This is a genomic window from Streptomyces sp. NPDC028305, from assembly GCF_055569495.1.
In genome coordinates, this window is record NZ_JBVHTN010000005.1 from 722,162 (window position 1) to 742,158 (window position 19,997).

The 19,997-nt window shown below is 71.7% G+C and carries 18 protein-coding genes; 7 read left to right on the top strand and 11 right to left on the bottom strand.

Annotated features, from left to right (window positions below; genetic code table 11):
• Nucleotides 1–215: 215 nt before the first annotated feature.
• On the bottom strand, nucleotides 216–2,891 hold the full coding sequence (locus ACZ4WQ_RS24095; protein ID WP_398373928.1) for an ABC transporter substrate-binding protein: 2,676 nt from the start codon (nucleotides 2,889–2,891) through the stop codon (nucleotides 216–218).
• Nucleotides 2,892–3,111: 220 nt separating this feature from the next.
• Between ACZ4WQ_RS24095 and ACZ4WQ_RS24100 the strand changes: the two genes are divergently transcribed.
• Nucleotides 3,112–3,741, top strand: coding sequence for a GntR family transcriptional regulator (locus ACZ4WQ_RS24100; RefSeq protein WP_311728411.1), 630 nt, complete (start codon nucleotides 3,112–3,114; stop codon nucleotides 3,739–3,741).
• Here the strand turns inward: ACZ4WQ_RS24100 and ACZ4WQ_RS24105 are convergent.
• From ACZ4WQ_RS24105 to ACZ4WQ_RS24115, 3 genes are read right to left on the bottom strand one after another with little or no spacing between them, the layout of a single operon-like run.
• Complete coding sequence (locus ACZ4WQ_RS24105; protein WP_311728412.1) at nucleotides 3,716–4,096, bottom strand: cupin domain-containing protein; 381 nt, start codon at nucleotides 4,094–4,096, stop codon at nucleotides 3,716–3,718. The two genes, ACZ4WQ_RS24100 and ACZ4WQ_RS24105, sit on opposite strands and share 26 nt — an antisense overlap.
• Nucleotides 4,093–4,884: a carbon-nitrogen hydrolase family protein gene (locus ACZ4WQ_RS24110; protein ID WP_352129005.1), complete on the bottom strand. Its 792-nt coding sequence runs from the start codon at nucleotides 4,882–4,884 to the stop codon at nucleotides 4,093–4,095. The genes ACZ4WQ_RS24105 and ACZ4WQ_RS24110 overlap by 4 nt, the downstream gene beginning before the upstream one ends.
• Nucleotides 4,885–4,931: 47 nt before the next feature.
• Nucleotides 4,932–6,287 carry an MFS transporter gene (locus ACZ4WQ_RS24115; protein ID WP_468022378.1) on the bottom strand — a complete coding sequence of 452 codons (1,356 nt, stop codon included), beginning with the start codon at nucleotides 6,285–6,287 and terminating at the stop codon, nucleotides 4,932–4,934.
• Between the two features lie 139 nt (nucleotides 6,288–6,426).
• Here ACZ4WQ_RS24115 and ACZ4WQ_RS24120 point away from each other — a divergent pair, with 139 nt between their 5' ends.
• From ACZ4WQ_RS24120 to ACZ4WQ_RS24140, 5 genes are all read left to right on the top strand, one after another.
• The gene (locus ACZ4WQ_RS24120; protein ID WP_468022379.1) at nucleotides 6,427–7,113 is read left to right on the top strand and encodes a DUF2848 domain-containing protein; all 687 of its coding nucleotides are present in this window, start codon (nucleotides 6,427–6,429) and stop codon (nucleotides 7,111–7,113) included.
• A gap of 291 nt (nucleotides 7,114–7,404) precedes the next feature.
• Entirely contained in the window at nucleotides 7,405–8,379 is a 975-nt protein-coding gene (locus ACZ4WQ_RS24125; RefSeq protein WP_468022380.1) for a patatin-like phospholipase family protein, read from the top strand.
• Nucleotides 8,376–9,599: a macrolide family glycosyltransferase gene (locus ACZ4WQ_RS24130; RefSeq protein ID WP_468022381.1), complete on the top strand. Its 1,224-nt coding sequence runs from the start codon at nucleotides 8,376–8,378 to the stop codon at nucleotides 9,597–9,599. Before ACZ4WQ_RS24125 ends, ACZ4WQ_RS24130 begins: the two co-directional genes overlap by 4 nt.
• A gap of 3 nt (nucleotides 9,600–9,602) precedes the next feature.
• Nucleotides 9,603–10,088, top strand: coding sequence for a hypothetical protein (locus ACZ4WQ_RS24135; protein ID WP_311728419.1), 486 nt, complete (start codon nucleotides 9,603–9,605; stop codon nucleotides 10,086–10,088).
• Nucleotides 10,085–11,017, top strand: coding sequence for a hypothetical protein (locus tag ACZ4WQ_RS24140; RefSeq protein WP_385348173.1), 933 nt, complete (start codon nucleotides 10,085–10,087; stop codon nucleotides 11,015–11,017). Before ACZ4WQ_RS24135 ends, ACZ4WQ_RS24140 begins: the two co-directional genes overlap by 4 nt.
• Nucleotides 11,018–11,040: 23 nt before the next feature.
• On the opposite strand, the gene ACZ4WQ_RS24145 is transcribed toward ACZ4WQ_RS24140, so the two are convergent.
• The 5 genes from ACZ4WQ_RS24145 to ACZ4WQ_RS24165 form a co-directional block, all read right to left on the bottom strand.
• On the bottom strand, nucleotides 11,041–11,970 hold the full coding sequence (locus tag ACZ4WQ_RS24145; protein ID WP_385348176.1) for a UTP--glucose-1-phosphate uridylyltransferase: 930 nt from the start codon (nucleotides 11,968–11,970) through the stop codon (nucleotides 11,041–11,043).
• Nucleotides 11,971–12,140: 170 nt separating this feature from the next.
• Entirely contained in the window at nucleotides 12,141–13,316 is a 1,176-nt protein-coding gene (locus tag ACZ4WQ_RS24150) for a damage-control phosphatase ARMT1 family protein (RefSeq protein WP_468022382.1), read from the bottom strand.
• 91 nt (nucleotides 13,317–13,407) lie between these two features.
• Entirely contained in the window at nucleotides 13,408–14,100 is a 693-nt protein-coding gene (locus tag ACZ4WQ_RS24155; RefSeq protein ID WP_358844447.1) for a lasso peptide biosynthesis PqqD family chaperone, read from the bottom strand.
• The gene (locus ACZ4WQ_RS24160) at nucleotides 14,097–15,935 is read right to left on the bottom strand and encodes an asparagine synthase-related protein (RefSeq protein ID WP_468022383.1); all 1,839 of its coding nucleotides are present in this window, start codon (nucleotides 15,933–15,935) and stop codon (nucleotides 14,097–14,099) included. The genes ACZ4WQ_RS24155 and ACZ4WQ_RS24160 overlap by 4 nt, the downstream gene beginning before the upstream one ends.
• A 73-nt stretch (nucleotides 15,936–16,008) precedes the next feature.
• Nucleotides 16,009–16,143 (bottom strand): lasso RiPP family leader peptide-containing protein, encoded by a 135-nt coding sequence (locus ACZ4WQ_RS24165; protein ID WP_311728424.1) that lies wholly within the window; start codon nucleotides 16,141–16,143, stop codon nucleotides 16,009–16,011.
• A 310-nt stretch (nucleotides 16,144–16,453) separates the two neighbouring features.
• Between ACZ4WQ_RS24165 and ACZ4WQ_RS24170 the strand changes: the two genes are divergently transcribed.
• Entirely contained in the window at nucleotides 16,454–17,377 is a 924-nt protein-coding gene (locus ACZ4WQ_RS24170) for an MBL fold metallo-hydrolase (RefSeq protein ID WP_468022384.1), read from the top strand.
• A 93-nt stretch (nucleotides 17,378–17,470) separates the two neighbouring features.
• Here the strand turns inward: ACZ4WQ_RS24170 and ACZ4WQ_RS24175 are convergent, their stop codons facing one another.
• The gene (locus tag ACZ4WQ_RS24175; protein ID WP_311728426.1) at nucleotides 17,471–18,352 is read right to left on the bottom strand and encodes a peptidoglycan-binding protein; all 882 of its coding nucleotides are present in this window, start codon (nucleotides 18,350–18,352) and stop codon (nucleotides 17,471–17,473) included.
• Nucleotides 18,353–18,431: 79 nt separating this feature from the next.
• Nucleotides 18,432–19,955 carry a DUF6519 domain-containing protein gene (locus tag ACZ4WQ_RS24180; protein ID WP_385348193.1) on the bottom strand — a complete coding sequence of 508 codons (1,524 nt, stop codon included), beginning with the start codon at nucleotides 19,953–19,955 and terminating at the stop codon, nucleotides 18,432–18,434.
• Nucleotides 19,956–19,997: the final 42 nt, after the last annotated feature.

The window sequence follows — 19,997 nt, forward strand, 5'->3', positions numbered from 1 at the left end:
GCGGAGGCTGCCCGGCTCTGCCCATGACCGTGGCTACGGCAGAAGCAGCTCCCCGCGCAAGACGGGCGTGTACGTATGGCGCGTGTCCCCCCTCGGACACTTAATCCAAAGCCTGGTCAGCGCGCTGACCAGGCTTTTTGCGTGAAGCCCCTGGGCTTCTCCCGATCTCATGTGTGGAGATCGGGAGCGTTCAGGCTTGCGCTCGCGGACAGACCCTAGTCACCTGGGCAGGCGAACTCATTATCCGGCCCCCATGTCTTCCTTTCGTCGCCGTTGTCGCGCGCTCCGCACTCCAACGCCACCTCCGGCCCGCGCTTTGTGTCGTGCAGGATGAGTAGCCGCTTGGCCGTGGGGACTTTGCCGTCCCGTCCGAACGCCAGCGTCCCCGACGCGCCCCGTACCCCGGCCGCGCCGCCGGCTCCGTTCACCAGGGCGGCCTGCACCGTGCCACGGCCGAATGCCGCCGTCCCCGCGTCCTGACGCGCCTCGTTGAGTGCTGTGGCCAGCACTCGCAGGGCGTCGGAGGCCAGTGGCGTGCGGCCGTCGTTGCTCCAGGGGTCGCGATTGCCGTACGTGGCGACGTACTGACGATGGAAGTTCTCGCCCATGACGTTGGGCGGGTACGACTTGGGCAGGGCGTGCGCCGCGTAGTAGAGCCGCAGCCGGGGGTAGCGCTCGCTGGGGCGCTGTTCGTCGACGACGGCATTGGTGAGGTCGTTTCCGCCGAGCGCGGTCAGCTGCCCATTGCACTCCGTGCCACTGTTGAATTCATCGAGGAACGCGCCGAATTCATTCGCCCGCGCGGTCCAGTACACCACCGTGCGCGGTTCGTCCTTGAGTCGACGGCAGACCTTCTCGGCCATTTCGGAGAACTTCTGAACCCATTCGACGCCGTCTTCCTGCGCGGGGTGGTGGCTCATGCGGTCGCCGCCCGCGGTGTACCAGATGCGGTGGGTGTCCCTGAACTCTTCGGTGAACCGCTCGCTGAGATTGGCGCTGTAGTTGTCGGTCGGGTCCGCGATCACGACGGCCCGCTCGGCGGGTGCGCACTTTCCCGGGGCGGTCTGCACGATGTTGCCTCGGCGGGCGAAGTCGGCGGCGATGCGCGCCTCTCGGCGGTTGTCCGGTGCGACCTGCCGGTACATCGGGTGCCGCTGCATTTCCTCGGCGGTCGCGACGGTTCCGATCACCGGCAGCCCGCCCTCGCCCAGGATGTCCCGGGCCCGCAGGGTGTCCTTGCGGCTCTGGCCGAGGCCGACCACTCCCATGATCTGCTCGTCGCCCTTTTCTCTCTTCAGTTCTCTCACGATCCCGGCGGCGACGGCGGGCGCCTTGGTGAACCGTGGGCCCGCATCTTCGACCCGGACTCGCAGCCATACCTTGTTGCCCTCGTCCCGGGACGCCTCACGGTTGAGTTCTTCCTGGGCCAGGGCGATCCCTCGCAGTTCGGGAATAGCTCCGCTGTACATCGCCTCCTTCCATGAGTTGACGGTGACAGGCACGCCCAGATAGACGACGGTCCTCACCATCGCGCCGGGCCGCGCGGCGGCCCCGTCGGCTTCCTCGTTCTGCCGCTCGATCATGGCGCGGACCGCTCTGTAGAGCTCCTTCGGGGACTTTCCGGACGGGATACGGCCGGTGCCGGACGGCGCGGCGGACTCAGTCGCGGCAGTGCGCGTCAGGCAGTCGGTTTTGTCTCCCTCCGGCAGCAGCCAGGTCAGGCCGTATGTGGCGAGGAGTGCCAGCGTGGTGGCCCCCGCCACCGACGCGAGGGCGGCCTCGAGCCGCGGGGCGAGGTCGGAGTGGGTCTTCTCGAGGTAGATCTCCGGGAAGCGGCTGAGCCAGCGCGCGGCGTCCGCGTCGTCGGCAGACGGCTCCACTCCCACCCGTACGACACGGGCCCTGCCCACCCCTGCGGCCACCCTCCAGGAGTTGAGCGTGACGGCGGCCTCGGCGTAGCTCTCCGTCGAACCCCCGTCGGGCGGCACCGCGGCCACCAGGAGCACTCCCGTGCATCCGGTCTGCTCGACCGCGTCGGGGAATTGCGCCAGCAGCTGGCCCACGTGCGGCTCGGCGGGTTCGACCTGCGGGAAGACGAGGACGAAGCGGTGCTTGCGGCGACGACCCCACGGGGACAGCAGCGGGTGGCGGCAGGCTGCCTGCAGATCGGCGAGCAGTGCCCGCAGCAGCACGGCCACGGTCTGGTCGAGTCCGGAGGAGCCGTCCGCGCCGGCGAGGCGCCGGGCATCGGCGAAGAAGTCCGCACCCCTCTCGGGGAGTTCCGCCCACAGGCGGTACCAGCTGCCCTTACGCGTCATCCGACGCCCGTTCCGCCATCCGTACCACCAGCGTGGAAGCAGGCCCAGGAGCGGGCGGCGCAGCCAGTACCAGGCGGTGGCGGGGATGCTCGGCGGGGGCTCTTCGCCGCCGCTGACGGCCTCCAGGGCTCGGAGGATCCTGGAGTCCTTGCAGCGCGCCTCGTAACACTTGTTCCGTAACTCCTCGGCCTGCACCAGGGGCTGGCCCTCGGTGAGTTGCGCCTCGACGATGCTGCACATGAGGCGGTACTGCGGCAGCCGCAGCCTGCCGAAGCCGCTGGGCCGGTTGCGGAGGAGTTCCTCCTCGATCTTCTGGAAGGTGTCGCCCACACCCTCGCGCCGAGGGCCGGAGGGCGCCCCCGCCACCTGCGCGTACGGGATCCTGGCCCGCCCCCCGGCGCTGAAGCGCCCGCACAGCCCGTCCGCGATGCGCTCCGCCTCCGTGCCGTCGCTCAGCTGCGTGAGCAGAACCTGAGGGGCCGGGCCGCGTCTCTTGGGTGGCTGCTTGATGAGCTGTTCGAGCGCCTCGACAAACGAGTTGACCTTGGGAAGCGGCGGTACGGAAGAGAACATGGCATTACCCCCCGGATGGCCCGTCACGCGGTGCGAACCATCGAAACCATGTGCACTGACTGTGCACTCCAGGAAAGATCGGGCATTTGGTGCCCAGAACTATCATCCTCGTCCACTGCGGAGAGCGCCACCACGATTGCGGAATGTGACCATCGTTGGTCGCCCGGCAGTGCGTGGTAGCGTCTGTATACGCTATGTATGCGAGCTTCTGGGGGTTGCGGTGGCGTCCGGTCGGGAGACGGCGTACGCGTATCTGAAGGACACGGTTCTTACCGATCCCAGGATGCAGGGGGCGTTCCTGTCCGAGCAGGAGATCGCCGACCGGATCGGAGTCTCCCGCACCCCCATCCGGGAAGCGCTGCTCCTGCTCGCCGCCGAGGACCTGGTCGAACTCGTGCCCAAGCGGGGCGCCCGGGTGTCGCCGCTGACGGGGCGGGAGATCAGGGAGCTGATGGAGCTGCGGGGCATCGTGGAGCGATATGCCGCGCAGCAGCTCGTCGCCACCGGACAGGCGCCGGTGCAGGAGATGCGGTCGCTGCTGGAGCGGCAGGATGAACTCACCGGCCCCGACCAGACCCGGGAGTTCATCGCGGTGGACCACCAGTTCCACGCGGCGCTGGTGTCGGCCGTGGGGAACACGTTGCTGGACCGGCACTACGAAGGGTTGCGCAGTCGCCAGGTCCGGGCCGGGGTGGTGGCCGTGTTCAACCGGCAAGGGCGACAGGAGGCGGTGCTGAACGAGCACCGGGCCATCGTGGACGCCCTTGCCGCCGGTGACGCCGGGCAGGCGTGCGCCGCGATCGACCATCACCTCCAGTCGACGCTCAAGGTGCTGCTCGAGGGCTCCTAGCCGGTGGTGACGGTGGTTCGGGGTACGTGACCACGAGCATCGTGACGCCGTTCTCGGAGGTCCACGGGCCGTGCGGCATACCGGGCGGGCGGCAGGCGTACATGCCCGCGGTGAAGGTCTCGCCGAGCGTCAGGTCGTGCATCGCCCCGTCGACGAGATAGACCTCCTCCCAGAAGTCATGGCGTGTCACACCCTGCGCCGAGCTGTCGGTGCCGGGTGCCCAGTGGACCAGAACGGTCCGGCCGCCGCCGTCGGGGTCGTCGGCCAGCACGCGTTCCCGTACGCCAGGACCGGCCCCCGTGGGAGTGGTCCACGGCCCGGCGGGCAGGTGGAATTCCAGCTCCGGCTTGCTCACTGCCATACCTCCGGTCGCCTGTTGACCAGCACCGACGTCGTCTTCCGTACCGCCGTGACCTCGTCGATGTCGAGGTCGGCGACCAGCAGTCCCGGTTCGGCGTCCAGGGCGTGCCGCACGGTTCCGTCGGGGCCGACGATCCGGCTGTGCCCGATGCCGGTCGGCGCGCCTCCCGGGGCGGTGCCGGGGTCGGCCTGGTCGACGGCGGCCAGCCAGAGGGTGGCGTCCAGGGCTCGTGCCCGCACCAGCAGCTCCCACTGGTCGAGCTTGCCGGGCCCGGCTCCCCAGGAGGCGGCCAGCAGGGTCGCGGCCGCCCCGGCGTCGGCGTGTGCCCGGAACAGCTCCGGGAAGCGGACGTCGTAGCAGGTGGCCAGACCCAGCCGTACGCCGTCCACATCCATGACGGTGGTCCGCGAGCCCGCGGCGACGCTTTCGGACTCACGGTAGCCGAAGGCGTCGTAGAGGTGGATCTTGTCGTACGACGTCTCGACGCCGGGGCCGGTGGCCAGCAGGGTGTTGGTCACCTTGCCGCCGTCTGCCGGGGTGAACATGCCGGCCACGATGACGGTGCCGGTGGCCCTGGCGATCTCCCGTACTCCGTCCGCCCACGGTCCGTTCAGGGGTTCGGCGAGCGGTGCCAGTGGGGTGCCGAAGCAGGCCATCGAGGCCTCGGGGAAGACGACGACACGGGCTCCGGCGTCCGCGGCGCGCTGTGCCCATTCCTCGATGAGCCGCAGGTTCTTCCCGGGATCCGGGCCGGTGGTGAGCTGGCTCAGGGCGATTCGCATATTTCCTCCTCAGTGGGTCGGACGGCAGTGGGTCAGACGGCTGTGGGTCAGACGGCGTCGGCCGTGGCCTCCGCGGCCGGTGTGGCGAGCCGGGCGTCCTCGTCGACGGCGGCTTCGGGATCGCGGCCCAGGAACACCCCCGCGAGGGAGACGGCCGCGGCGACGGCGATGTAGAGGGCCAGCGGCAGCCAACTGCCGTAGGCGCTCAGCAGGGTGGTGAACAGCAGCGGGGCGACGGCGCCGCCGATGATGCCGGCCAGGGTGTACGCCAGCGATGAGCCGGTGTAGCGCAGCCGGGGCGAGAACTGCTCGGCGATGAAGGCGGCCTGCGGCCCGTACAGGAAGGAGTGGATCACCAGGCCCACCACGACACCGAGCGCCAGCGGGACCCAGCTGCCGCCGCCGATCATCGGGAAGAACAGGAACGGCCAGACACCGGCGGCCACCGCGGCACAGCCGTACAGCACGCGACGGTTGATCCGGTCGGAGACGGCACCGGCCAGTGGCATCAGGAAGACCTGGAGCGAGGAGCCGATGAGGACGGCGGCGAGGGCGGAACCGCGCGACATGCCCAGTTCCCCGGTGGCGTACGTCAGCACGAAGACGGTGAACATGGCGTACAGCACGTCGGGGCCGACGCGGCAGAGGATCGCGGCGAGCAGGGCGCGGGGCTGGGTGGTGAAGACCTCGCGGATCGGCGCCTCGGGCCGGGACTTCTCGGCCTCCATCGCCTTGAAGACGGGGGTCTCCTCCAGCTTCGCCCTGATCCACAGGCCGAAGGCGACGAGTGCGCCGGAGAGCAGGAAGGCCACCCGCCAGCCCCATGCCTCGAACTGCGCCTCGGTCAGCAGCGCGCCGAGGGCGGCCAGGACGCCGTTGGCCAGGAGATTGCCCGCGGGCGGGCCCACCTGCGCGGCGGAGGCGTAGAAGCCGCGGCGGCGCGGGTCTCCGAACTCGCTGGACAGCAGCACCGCGCCGCCCCACTCGCCGCCGACGCCCACGCCCTGCGCGAACCGCAGCACCACCAGGGCGATCGGGGCGGCGACCCCGATCGTGGAGTACGTGGGCAGGACGCCGATCAGGAAGGTGGCCACGCCGATCAGGACCAGTGTGGCGATCAGCACCTTTTTGCGGCCGATCACATCGCCGAGGCGACCGAAGACGATCCCGCCCAGCGGGCGCGAGACGTAGCCGACCGCGTATGTGGAGAAGGCCAGCAGCGTGCCGGTGAGCGGGTCCTCCGAAGGGAAGAAGAGATCGCCGAAGACCAGGGCCGCCGCGGCGGAGTAGACGGCGAAGTCGTACCACTCCAGGGCTGTGCCGGTCAGGCTCGCGACAAAGGCCCGCCGGACGCCGGAGCGCCTCTCGGACGCTCTCGGATCGTCCTTGGTGGTGTCGTGCATGGTTCCCATCCTTGCTCGGAGACATCGACCTTCCGGCATACTTCTTGTATACAGGTCGTATGCGCAAGCCCTGCGCAAGAAGTTAACCGCGGAGAAATCCCCAACCGCGGACCGTCACCCGAACTCCGGGAGCCCCCTCATGGCCCAGCTGACCTTCGAACTGCCGGACGGATCGACACGCGAGGTCGACATCGTCCACGTCCTCAACGCCGGGTACGCCGGGCGCAGCCAGGACGACGTCGCCGCGCACATCGCCGAACTCGCCGAGCTCGGCGTGCCCACCCCCACCGTGACCCCGACGCTCTACCCCGTCGCCCCCTACCTCGCCCAGCAGATCGACCGCGTCGCGGTCCAGCACCGGCGCACCTCCGGCGAGGCCGAGTGGGCGCTCGTCGTGGCCGGCGACGGCGAGCTGCTGCTCACGGCCGCCTGCGACCACACCGACCGCGACCTCGAGGTGCACGGCGTGGCCTGGAGCAAGAACGCCGGCCCCGACGTCCTCGCCCGCCGCGCCTGGCGGCTCGCCGACGTCGAAGGCCGCCTGGACGAGCTGACCCTGCGCGCCTGGGTCACCCACGACGGCACCGAGACCCAGATCCAGCACGGCACCCTCGCCGAACTCCTCACCCCCGCCTACTGGGTCGACGTCCTGCGCTCCCGCGACGCCCTCAACCCGGGCACCGTCCTCATCTCCGGCACCATCCCCATGGCCCCGGGTGTCGACCAGTTCGCCGACGCCTGGCGCGTGGAACTGGGCGACCCCGCCACCGGCGACACCATCCGCCTCGCCTACGCCGTGCACCCCATGCCGGAACCCATCGGCTGACGAGCCGTCGGCGCCCCCGAAGCCCGCCGCCACCTCGCTCACGCGCTGCGCGGCCGCACCCAGGCAGATGCACGGAGGCTCGTGCTGCCTGGCGGGCGGCCGGCGCACGCCAGGCGAAGGGTGTCACACATCGCGTGGCCTCCCGGTCCTTGCTACGGAAGCCCCCGAGCCGGTGCCATGGTGAGAAAGGTGGATCATGAGGGTTGATTGGCGGAGATCGGCCACTTGGACGCCTGTGGCCTCAGTGGGGCGACTCGGTGAGAGGTCGTGGCCATGAGAGGCGTCGGAGCAATGACCAGCGATAAGGAGACGCGGCCCGTGCCCTTGGGCCGGCCGCCCGGGGACGCGACCCCGGCGGGCTTGCGAGCCCTTCCCCGTCCCGTGGCCGTGGTGGTGGGCGCCGGCGGAGTGCTCGGAGCGGCGCACGTCGGTGTGGGGTACGCGCTGGAGCAGCGCGGATTCGTCCCGGACATGATCATCGGAACCTCGGTGGGCGCGCTCAACGGGGCAATCGCGGCCGCGCACCCCGACCGGGCCGCGCCGTGGCTGGACCATGTGTGGAGCACGTTGCGTCGTCGTGAGGTGTATCCGCTCGGCTACTGGTTCTCATTCTCACGGGCCAGCGTCTTCACGGACCGAGGCCTGCGCCGGCTGATCGCCCAGGCTGGGCTGCCATCGCGGATCGAGCAGCTGACGGTTCCGTTCACCGCGGTGGCCATGGACCTGGGCACCGGTGCCGCGGCGCTGCTCGACCACGGAGACCTCGAGTCCGCGCTGCTGGCCAGCGCGGCCATTCCCGGGATGCTGCCCCCGGTGGATCGTGAGGGCCGGACGCTCGTCGACGGTGGGGTGGTCGCCTATGTCCCGGTCATGGCGGCCCGGCAGGCTGGGGCGGCCAGCGTGGTGGTGGTGTCGACCGGGCCGGAGAGCTCGCCGTTGAGCCGCGCCCTTCCGCCCCGACGTGCCAGGGCGATCGCAGCCAGGGCAGGGCTGCTGCTCTTGCGCCATCAGATCGAGCGTGACCTGCACGAGGTGTCCAAGCAGATCCCGACCGTCGTGCTGCCGACCGGCATCGAGGCCTGGCCGGCCCCGTGGGACTTCGGCCAATCGCAGCGGCTGATCAACACCGCGTCCCTCGCCGCGGGGCGCTTTCTCGACGGGCTGCGCATCAGTGGGCCGGGCCTGTATCGGGCCGACGGCCTTTCCGCGACATCGGCCGGTTCGGGCCCGGCATCGACTTCCGCCGTACTGGGGGGCGAACTGTGAGCACCATTGCATTCCTCAACATCGCCATGCACGGGCGCGTCAACCCGACGCTGCCGGTCGTGGCCGAGCTTGTCCGGCGTGGCCACACCGTCACGTACTACACCTCGCCCGCGTTCCGTGAGGAGATCGAGGCCACGGGCGCGACGGTGTGCCTCTACCCCGGGGGCGAGCAGCCGCTTCCCGAGCGGCCGACGCCGCTCACGCTGATAGAGGGGCTTGCGGGCACCGCCGTCCGCCTGCTGCCCGCTGTGCTCACCGATCTGCGCCGTGTCCAGCCCGACCTGGTCGTCCACGACAACGCTTGTCTGTGGGGCGCGGTCGCCGCCCGCGAACTCGCGGTGCCGGCGGCGGCGTCGCACACCACGTTCGCGTTCAACCGGCATGTGCCCAGTCCCACCCGCGGCTCGTGGGAGCTGCTGGCCGCGGCGGCGGCGCGGCCCCGCAGCATCCAGGGCTACCTGCGGTCGCGCTGGGGGCTGCACCGCCGATTCGACACGCGTGGCTTGCCACTGTTCGACGTGGGAAACATCCGCCAACCGCTCAATCTGGTCTATACCTCGCGGGCGTTCCAGCCCGCCGTCGAGGACTTCGACGACTCCTATCGGTTCGTCGGCCCCAGCGTCGGCGCCCGCCCCGCCGATCCGTCGTTCCCGGCCGATCAGCTGCGGGACCCGGTGCTGTACGCCTCGCTGGGCACGGTGTTCAACGCCGACCCGCAGCTGCTGCGCACCTTCGCCACCGCGCTCGCCCCGCTGGGCGGCACCGTGATCGTCTCCACCGGGCACACCGATCCCGCCGCGCTGGGTCCGTTGCCGGCCAACGTGCTCGCCCGCCACTCCGTGCCGCAGCCCGAGGTACTGGCCCGCGCGGCGATGTTCGTCACCCATGGCGGGATGAACAGCGCCAACGAGGCCTTGTACGCCGGGGTTCCCTCGCTGGTGATCCCGCAGGGCGCCGACCAGCCGATCGTGGCCCGGCGCGTCGCCGAGCTCGGCGCCGGCCTGTCGATGCGTACGGAGGACGTCACCGAGGCCTCCGTGCGTGCCCTCGCGCGGCGCCTGCTCGACGACCCCCGATTCCAGGCAGCCGCGACAACCATGCAGGTCGCCCAGCGCGAGGCGGGGGGATATCGGCGCGCCGCGGACGAACTCGAGCGGTACCTGAGTGCGGTCGGCTCGGTCAGTCGGTCGGTTCCTCGCGATCCGTCACAGCGAGGCTGAGTGATGTCATCCGCCGTTTTCGTTCTGCTGGTGCTCGCCGGGCTGTCGGAGGCAGCCGGACGCATCCTGCCTCTGGTATCGCGCCGGCCCGGCATGTCGCGGGCTTTCGTGGCCGGGTTGCTGCTGCCCGGGGGCCTCGTCGAGGCTGCCGTGTTCGCGCTGTGGCCGCTGACCGCGTGGACCCTGGCCAGGCTGGTGCTGTCCGCTCCACCACAAGGCGGGTTGGCGTGGACACCCGACCTGGTCGCCCCGCTGCTGCTCGCCGCCGTCCTCGCGTTCCCGCTGCTCGGGCCCCTGCTCCACCTGTTGCTCTTCATGGGGGTCGGCGCCGGTCTGGCCGGTGCGCTCGCCGCGGCGACCGGGGTGGGCTGGTGGTCCGCCGCCGGTTGCGTGGCCGTCTCCGGGGTCGGGCTCGGTGTCGCGGTAGAGGCCGTCCGGCGTCTGGTCGTGAGGATCAGTGCGACCGAGGCGCCGGAGCCGATCGCATGAACGATTTCTTGCTCTGGGCCTGCTTGCTCGGGCCCGCTCTGCTCGCCGAAGCCCTGCTGGCGCGCTACGAGGTGCTGGCCTACAGCGCCGGCTGGCGGGCCCCTACCACCGAACTCCCGAAGGGAGTGCCCTATGCCCGCGGTGCGGCCCCTGACCGCCTCCCGGACGCCTACCTGGTCTACCTGGACGGCATCGGAAAACGCCGCGTCCGTGACACCCGGGACGGCGGCCAGCTGGTCAAGGCCCTGATCGCCGGAGCGCCGGAGCTGCGGGTACTGGGTCAGGTGCAGCCCTACTCGCCGCTGGCCGACCCGCTCGCCGACCGACCGGTGTGGGCGTGGCTGCGCCGCCACATCGGGCTGCTGCTGTTCCTGCACAATGTCATGCAGATCTTTGTCGCCGCCGACCACCGGTACCGCCCCCTGTACAACCGGGCCGTCGGCTCCCAGATCGCTACGCAGCTCCGGCTTGCCGGCTACCAGCCCGACAGCGGTATCCCCATCGTGCTGCTCAGCTACAGCGGCGGCGCCCAGGTCGCCACCGGTGCGGTGGAGGAACTGCACAACCAGCTGCGCTCCCCGCTTCTGCTGATCACGCTCGGTGGGTTCCACAACGGCGCCAACGACCTCACCCATGCCGAGCATGTGCATCGGCTCACCAGCGCGAGCGACTGGATCGAGCGGGTCGGCACCTGGATCTTCCCTCAGCGCTGGCCGCTGTTCCGCCGCAGCGGATGGAACCGGGCCGGCCGCGCCGGGAAGATCACCGTGCATCGGCTCGACCCGGCCACTCACCTCGGGACGCACAGCTACATCAGCCCGGAGGCGCGGCTGCCCGATGGCCGCAGCTACCTCGACCACACCGCCGACACCGTGATCGCGCTCATCCGTGCCCGTTGCCGTGCGCCCCGCGGCGACGGCCGACGTTGAGGCTGGGCCTCGCGCGCGGCAGGTCAGGTACTGCTTTCCGACGGGAGAGCGGCGGCACGGTCGACGTCGAGTCCGGCGACCAGGCCGCGCAGGACGGGACCGTACTCCGGGTGGGCGAGGGCGAAAGCCATCTGGGCGACCAGGTAGTCGGCCGGGTTGCCGGTGTCGTACCAGCGGCCCTTGATGACCTGCCCGTACACCGCGCGGGTGGAGGCGTAGGCGTTGACGGCGTCGGTCAGGTAGACCTCGCCGGTCTTGCGCTCGTACCAGCGGCGGGTCTGCTCGCGCAGTTCGTCGATGATGCCCGGGGTGACGACGTAGCCGCCGATGGCCGCGTACGCCGACGGGGCGGCATCGGGTTTGGGCTTTTCGACCAGGCCGGTGATGCGCAGTTGGCCATCTCCGAGGTCTTCCTTGACGATGGGCACGCCATAGCGCTGGGAGTCGGTGGGGTCCATCGGCATGAGGGCCAGCACCGGGCAGCCGGTCTGCTCATACGCGCGGATCAGCTGCTGGGCGCGGGGGATCTCGGCCACAAAGACGTCGTCGGGCCACAGCACCAGCACCGGCTCGTCGCCGAAGGCACGGGCAGCGTTCAGCACCGGGGTGCCGTTGCCGTACGGGCCGTACTGGTCGAGGTAGGTGATGTGGCCCCGGCGGGCCAGCTCCGCGACCTCCTCCACCTCGTCCGCGTGGGCCGTCTTGCCGTCTCTGCGGAGTTGTTCGACGAGGGCGGGGTTCGGGCGGAAGTGGTCCTGGATGAGGCTCTTGCCGCCGGACACGACGATGGTGATGTCGGTGATGCCGGAGTCCACCAGCTCGCGCACGGTGTGCTCGATGACCGGCTTGTCACCGACCGGGAGCATCTCCTTCGGGATCGCCTTCGTCAGGGGCAGCAGACGGGAGCCGAGTCCGGCGGCGGGGATCACGGCCCTGCGAATCGTCGGGGACATCAGTCATCTTTCCATCGAGCGGCACACCGTACCGGCCGGCACGGCACACGCCGACGCTACCTCCGCCGACCGCCCGGCTCGCAGGCATGTGCGGGTCAGCTCCTCGCCGCCGCTCCGCCCCCGCGCCGCGTGCCAGGTGAAGGCCTTTACCCGGATGGCTCGGGGGCGCGTCATCGGCGCGCCTGGATGAGTGCGTGGGTGCCGCTGGTGCGCCAGCGCTGGTCGTGCGCGGCGACGAGCGACGCCTCTGTGCGCTCGTCGAGTCCGACGATCACGTCGGACTTCAGCGTGCGCAGGGCCGCCACGGGGCCGGGGAAGTACGCGGTGCGCTCGGCGAAGGGCGTGGTCGGGGGCCACAGCTGATCACCGACGAGGCGCCGGTAGTTCAGGTCGCCCTTCATGATGGTCACGGTGGCGTCTGCGAACTCCTGGCGCAGGTCCTCGGGCATATCCGCATACGGCAGCGGTGCGCAGAAGAACGCGTGGGTGCGCACGGTGAGCCGGCCGCGCCCGATCCACTCCCACAGCCGCTTGCCGACCACGCCGGCGACGCCGTCGGCCCGCTTGAGGTGGCGCAGGCAGTCGATTACGTCGGCGGTCATGGCGTCGGAGACGTAGTACGGGTACGGCTTGACATGGAGGGTGACGAGTTCGGCGTGGTGGTGTCGCAGCAGGTGGTCGACGAGGAGCAGGTCGGGGACGAGCTCGCGGCCCGCGTTGTCCGCGACCAGGCAGACCGTGTTCGGGCCTCCGGCGGGCAGCAGCGACCACAGCGATGCTGAGTCGTCCGCGATGAGCGGGCTTTCGGCGCCGGCCGCGGCCCGGCCACCGGGGGTCATGCTGAAGCCGAGGTCGGCGCGGTTGCCCCACAGCGATCCGTACAGGAGCGCCTGCGCCTGCTCGCCGACGGGCCGCAGCGCGAGGCGGTCCAGCGCCGTCAGCTCGGCCGCCGCCTCTTCGGTGTGCAGCTCGGCCTGCTTGAAGGGCCGGAACGGGTCGATGCCCTGCCATGGGCCCGCCGCGAAGTAGCCCACCGCTTCGAGGAGTTTCCGGTAGAAGTAGCTCTCCGCCCACAGGAACGGAACGTCGAACCAGGAGCGGCCGAAGTAGCCACGCCCCCATTCCGCCCACTGGTCGCGGTCCGGCGCACCGGGGCCGAGCGGGCCGATCACGCCCTCGGTGGACTCGGTGAGCAGGGCGTCGAGCGCCCGGTGCTGCCCGGGGCCGTACGGAAAGGCGCCGCGCACCCTCTCGATGAGCGCCGGGTGGCGCTCGGCCAGCACGCTCCGGGCGAAGCTCCCGGGCTCGTTGCTCAGGATGACGGGTGCGTCCACGGTCTTGGACATGGCTTGGTGACCCTCCGGGAATGGCGCTGCTCGGTCGCTGTCCACTGTCAGTGTGACGACGCCGGGCGCGCTGTCGGCGGGGACACGGCCTTTACCGCCGTCTCGACCTCCGCTCCGGGGGGACGGTGATGATGGGGGTGTAGCCGCGCTCGTGGGCGGGTTCGCCGATCGGCTCGCCGTCCACGGCCACCCAGGCGTGTGCGCCGAACGGGTCGGTACGCACCCCCGTGCACCAGGTCGGCCATACCCCGCGGGCCCGGCACAGCAGGGTGGTGGCCAGTGAGCGGCGCAGACAGCTTCGGGTGGCGGCGCAGCGGGCGCTGACCGTGACCACGGCGTGCCGGGCGGCGGCGGTCTGTTCGGGAGTGGCGGGGGACGCGCCGCGGCGCAGCAGGCGGAGCACGGCGCGGATGTGGCGGGGCCGGGCGCGGGCCAGTGGGCCGGCGGCCGCGGCGCACAGCGCGGCGAGTACGCGGTGCGCCGGGGTGATCCTTCCCGGCGCGGGCGTCGGGTCGGGCGCCGGGGCATCGGTCAGCAGGCCGCGCTCGCGCAGGGTGGCCAGGAGCTGCTCGACGTCCCCGGCGGCGCGGTCGGCGGCCGCGGGGTATCTGCCGGCCAGTGCGGCGGCCGCCTGCCGCGGTGTTTCGCCGTCGAGGAGGTGGCGCAGGATGAGCGCGCCGGTGTTGTTCAGCTGCCAGTAGCGCCCGGACCGCTCATCGAGCAGCACCATGCCGCCCTCGGTGGTCGCGCAGGTCACCTGCGGCCGCAACACGATGGGTGTCAACGAGCACCTCCGTTTGGTTGGACGGGCCATGCGCGCGGTCGCTCGGCCACCGAGCGCAGCCAGATCTCACCGGCCACGGTGTGCGTCACCAGGGCCAGTTCGGGCACCGAAGCGTGTGTACGCAGGGCGCGGCGCAGCCGCTCCGGGTCGATCAGACCGGCCTTGGCCAGCAGCGAACCGTCCAGGAGGGCCAGGATCTCGCCGCGTCGGCGGCGCAGCGCGCGGTAGAAGTCGGTGCCGTAGCGGCCCTTCGAGGTGCGGCGCAGGATCTCGCGTGGCACGATGCCGTCCATCGCCTCGGTCAACAGCGGCTTGAAGCGGCCCGGGACACTCGCCTCCAGCGGGCGGACGGACAGCGCGGCGGCCACGACCGCGTCGTCGGTGTAGGGGATCGCGTAACGGGGGCCGGGGAGAGCCTGGTTCATCTGACGGATCGCGTTGCCGCCCTCACGCACCTGCGAGAGCACGGCGTGCAGAGACCGCTGCGGGGCCAGTGGCCCGGGGCAGCGGGCAGCGGCCTCTTCGAGTGCCGCCGCGGCGGCGCGTACCGCCCCGGGGGTGGCCCACCCGGGCATACGGGGCGGCGGCTGCCAGCCCAGTTGGCCCGCCGACGGGGCCGGTTGCGACGCGGTCAGATCGCGGGCCGCCCGGTGCAGCCACCGCTGGTAGCCGCCCCGGTCGCAGACCGCGCGCAGCGCCTCCGTACGGCCCACCCGCCAGTCGAAGCGCAGGCGCCGCAGACGCCGCGACACCAGCAGCGGATGCGACCGCACCAGGTCGGTCAGGTGCGCGGGCGACGGGGTGAACAGCTCGTCTCCACCACCTCCGCACAGATGCAGCCGGGAACCGTGCGCCCCCACGCGCTCCAGGACATCGCTCTGCTTCGCCACATCCCGCGCCCACGCCACCGGCTCCTCGGTCGCCAGGCGCATCCCGTCCACCCCGGCGAACCAGTCCGGCGTCTCGCGCTGCGCCACCACCAGATGGGTGGCCCCCGGCAGCGCCGCGACCGCCCGCCGCGCCCAGACGGCGTCGTCGTTCTGCGCGTCCACGCCCTCCCAGCGCAGCGTCACCAACTCGGCCTCGCCTTGGGCGGCCGCGAGAAAACACAGGCTGGTCGAGTCAAGGCCGCCCGACAGATCCGCACTGACGGTCCGTCCACCGGCCGTGCAGGTGGCCACCGCCTCGGCCAGCGCGGCGCGCACCCCCTCGGCCGCCGCGCGCAACCCGAGCTCCGGCGCGGGCGGACGCCACCACCGCACGGTGCGCTGAGCCCCGTCCCGCTCCCACACCAGCGCCTCGTCGGGCCGCACCGCCCGCACGTGGCGCCATATGGTGCGCCCGCCCAGCGCCGTCCACGAGATGGGCGGGTCCATGAGGCGCGCGGCCAGCATCTCGTGGTCCGGGGCCGCGTCGAGCAGCCCGGCCGGCACATCGGCGCCCGGCGCCGCAACCGGCACACCCCCTACGCGGGCGGTGAACAGCCGGCACGCGGCCGAGGCGGTGCCGCGCGCCCACACCCGGCCCCCGACCGAGGCCAACACGTGGTAGCTGCCCGCCACCCGCCCGACCGCGCCCTCCACCTCCCGTACGTCCCGAAGCCGTGCCACCCTCGCCCGCAGCGCCTCCGGGGTCAGCGGGCACCGGCCCAACACCGCCACCCGCGCGTCCCCCGCCTCGGCCGTCACCGCCTCCGCGCCGCGCCACCGGCCCAGCAGCCACGGCCGCCCCGACGCATGGCGCAGACAATCCAGGTCCCGCACCCCGAGCCGATCCGCCAGGGCGGCCGCCGCCTCCGTGTCCGGCAGGATCAGCCACCACGTGTCCTTGAGCACCCGCACCGCCTCAACTCGCCACCATCCGTCCAGCCGGCGGGGACGGGCCCGGCCCGCCCCCGCCGACCACCTGTCAGCCCGGATACCAGTTGTACGGGTAGAAGCCGCCGTCGTACTGGAAACCGAAGATGCCGCCCGCCGTGACCTCGGTGAAGTCACCGGCTTCCGTGACCTCCGGTGACTCGTAGACCTCAGTTGTTTCTTCCACAGGACTCACCCCCTCCCCGGCCGAAGCTTCTCGCCGAGAGCGGGCCACCCGGCCGCCCGCGGCCCCGCTCGCCCGCGTTCTGCTCCGGTCCCACGGCGAATAAGCGGTATAAGCCGCCAAACAACCCGTACGGATGGAGCGGAGGCACCGGGCGGCAATCGGGCGGCGCGCCGCCACGCCACCAACACCCCGCGCAATCCCGTTACTTGAGCCGTCGCCGACCGCCTTCCGAGCCGGTCCTCGGCGCACCGTGGGACAATTGCCGAAGCGAGTGACCGCCAGGAGAGCTATGAGGATGTGCCGCACACCGATGACCGCAGACACCGGCACCCTCCAGCCCGTGGCCGACGGCGTGTACGGCTGGATCCAGCCGGACGGCTCGTGGTGGGTCAACAACGCGGGCGTCGTGGCCACGGACGACGGGGTCGTGCTCGTCGACACCTGCGCCACCGAACGCCGTGTCCGGAACCTCCTCCGCGCGGTCGACGAGGTCACCGGCGGCGCGCCGGTGCGGTATGCGGTCAACACCCATCTGCACGGCGACCACACCCACGGCAACAGCCTGCTGCCCGAGTCGACGGTGATCGTCGCGCATGAGGCGACCCGCGCGGGGATTCTGGCCGACACCGTGATCGACGGCTGTCCGCCCGCCTGGGATCCGCTGCCGGACTGGGGCGGGGTGACCCGGCGGCCGCCCGGATTGACCTTTCGTACGGCGCTGACGCTGCACGTGGGGGAGCGGCGCGTCGAACTGCATCACCCCGGATATGCCGCGCACACCCCGGGGGACGCCGTCGCGTGGCTTCCCGAAGAGCGTGTTCTGTTCGCCGGGGATCTGCTCTTCCACCAGGTCAATCCGCTGGTGTTCATGGGATCCGTGGAGGGCGCCCTGCGCTCGCTCGACTGGATCGCCGCGTTCGAGCCCGAGCATGTCGTCCCCGGGCACGGCCCGCTGATCGACGCGAACACCCTGCCCGAGGTGCTGGACACCCACCGGCGCTACTACCGGTTGGTGCTGGAGGCGGCCGAGGCGGGCCTGCGGGACGGGCTGACGCCGCTGGAGGCGGCGCGCGCCTGCTCGCTCGGCGAGTTCGCCGAGCTGCCCGACGCCGAGCGCATCGTCCTCAACCTGCACCGCGCGTACGCGGACCGCACCGGCGACGACCCCAACCCCTTCGGATGGTTCGCCGACGCCATCGCCTACAACGGAGGGCCGCTGCCGACCCGCGTCTGAGCCGAGGTTCGGCAGTGAGTTTGTGGTGAGTACGAGACAGCGACACGCCGACGCTACGGCGTGTCGCTGTCTCGTACTCACCACACATGGCGGCTACACGTTCGGGACCTTCAGCTTGTCCCAGCTCTTGCGGCCCGGGATGCCGTCCGCGTCGTCCCCGGAGTACCCCAGCTTGCGCTGCCACGCCGCGTACGACTTGCGGTCCGCCTCGGTCCACTCCGGACCCGGCCCCTCCTCGTAGCGCCCGCAGCCCTCGGCGACCAGGCGCTTGCCCATCGCCGTGATGATCCTGCTCTCGCGGCCGTTCTGGAAGAACGCCGAGCCGGGGAACGGCTCGTACGTCGCGGGCGGCTTGGGCTGCTGCGGGGCGGGGCCGTCCGGCTTGGCGCCCAGGCGCTTGGCGATGCGGGAGCGCATGGTGTCCATCGAGAAGCCGCGCGGGTCCACCTTGCCCGGCTGCCACTCCAGATGGCCGATCACCGAGCGCTGGGTCCAGCCGTGGGCGCGGCAGATGGCCGCGGACACCTTCTCGATGGCCAGCTTCTGCGCCTCCGGCCAGGGGTCGTCGCCATCGCCGAGGTTGATGCACTCGAAGCCGTAGAAGTGGCGGTTGCCGTCGGTGTCGGCCTCGTTGTCGCGGGGCAGCGCTCTCTCGTCGATGACGGCGTTGAGCACGTCGCGGTCGCCGAGGCCCGCGTGGTTGGCGCGGCCGTTGCCGACCAGGTGGACCGCGCCCGACTTGTCGATGACGCCGTGGCACAGCGGCCCCGGCAGGGCCGAGTGGCCGTCGTAGCACAGCGCCACCGAGGAGGCCGTGCCCTTGGTGACGGTGTGGTGGATCATCACCCCGTTCACCGGGCCCCACGGGCCCTTGGAGTTGCGGTTGTGGGTGCGCCAGCTGCGGACTTCGTGGACTTCCAGTCCCTCGTCGCGCAGCGCCTTCAGCAGGCGGTCGGCGGTCAGGGGAGTGGCCATCGTTGTGCTCCTTCGAAGCGGGTACGTGGTGTGGGTACGGATCTCGTCGGCGTGGGGCTCAATCCACCCCGCGCCCGGCCTACTCCTGCGCTTCGTCCTCCGCCCGGGCCTTGGCCTCGGCCTCCGCTTCGGCCTCCGCCGCGAGCGCCGCCGCGTCCGCCGCCGGGACCGGCGCGGCCAGCGGACCGAACGCCATCCGCAGATCCACCTCCGCCTCCTCGGCCGCCACCCACGCGAGCGGCGCGTAGTGCACCCGGATCCCGGACGGGGCCTGGAGCAGCGGCTTGCGGGCCGCGTTCACCGGCCACTCGACGGCGCCCGTGGCCGTACGGGCCGGGATCAGCCAGTGGTCGCCGGAGCGGTAGGTGGCGTCGGGCGCGAAGTACACCTCGACGCCGTCCTCCAGCGGCAGCCAGCGGCCCTCCTCGACCCGGACCGCGCCGTGCCTGAGCCGCCCCGCCGTCCCCTTGCGCGCCCGCCGCGAACCCTCGCGGTGGTCCCAGCGGCGCAGGAACGGCCGCAGCTCCGGGCGGCGCCCGACGCCCGGCTCCGGCTCGCCGGACAGCCGCACCCGCCGCCCCGGCAGGTCGACCTCCTCCACCCGCAGCAGCGGCAGCGGCTCGCCACGGCTGGTGTAGGCCGTGTCCACGAACTCGACCCGGTCCCCGACGTTCAGATCCAGCTTGTCGTCACTGCCGAGGGTGGCCAACTCGACCCAAGTGCCGTCGAGTTCATCGACCGGGAACACCACCGAACCGTTCTCCCGCGACCACTTGAAGGTCGCCTCCTTCGCCGTGCCGCCCTCGTGGATCTCCACCCGGTACAGCTGGTTCTCCGGCCCCCGGTAGCGGGCGTCCGGCCGGATCAGACACGGGTCCTCGTCCGCGTGTTCCGGCCGCTCGCTGCGCGCCGCCAGCCGGGACGTGGCCGCCCCGGACTTCGCCACCCAGTCCCCGAACGCCTTGCGGACCTGGTCCTTGGTCGCGCCGGCCCCGTTCTCCAGGTCTTCCAGCTCCAGGGCCGAGCCCGCCAGCGGCAGCACCTGCCACACCACCTTGACCCGCGCCGCCGTGTCCGGCATCGCCGAGCCGAGCGCCACCTCGCGCAGCGCCGGGTCCTCGGCCGCGGTGACCGACCGCTCCCACACCTTCAGACAGGCCAGGAACGGGCGGTCCGGCAGCCGGTCGCCCGGCCGCTCCGGGTCCCGGTAGGCGTCGGGCTGGTCCCAGTACGACCAGGTGGCGGGCGGCGCGTCCGGCTCGTCGTCCGCCTCACCCTCCGCGGGTTCCTCGTCGTCGACCGCCACCCCGGGCAGCGGCCGGGTCGCGTCGCACAGGATGCCGTCGACGTAGTAGCGGCCGCCGCCGATGAGCAGGTCGTCCAGCTCGCGGCTGCCGGCCTTGAACTTGATGTGGAAGCCGGTGTCCCCGGCCGGGCCGCCGTGCTGCCCGATCAGGTCGGCGGCGATCGTACGGGCCTGGTGGAGCTGGATCGCGGCCTGCTCGTTGGCGTCGGCGTCCAGCTGTACGCGGCCCTGCTGGGCAACCACCGCCGAGTAGTGGCGGTCGGGCCGAAAGGTGAGACGCGAGAGATCGGCGTGCATGGAAGAGGTCCCCCTCGGAGGTTCGGGAAGTCTGGGCGGCGG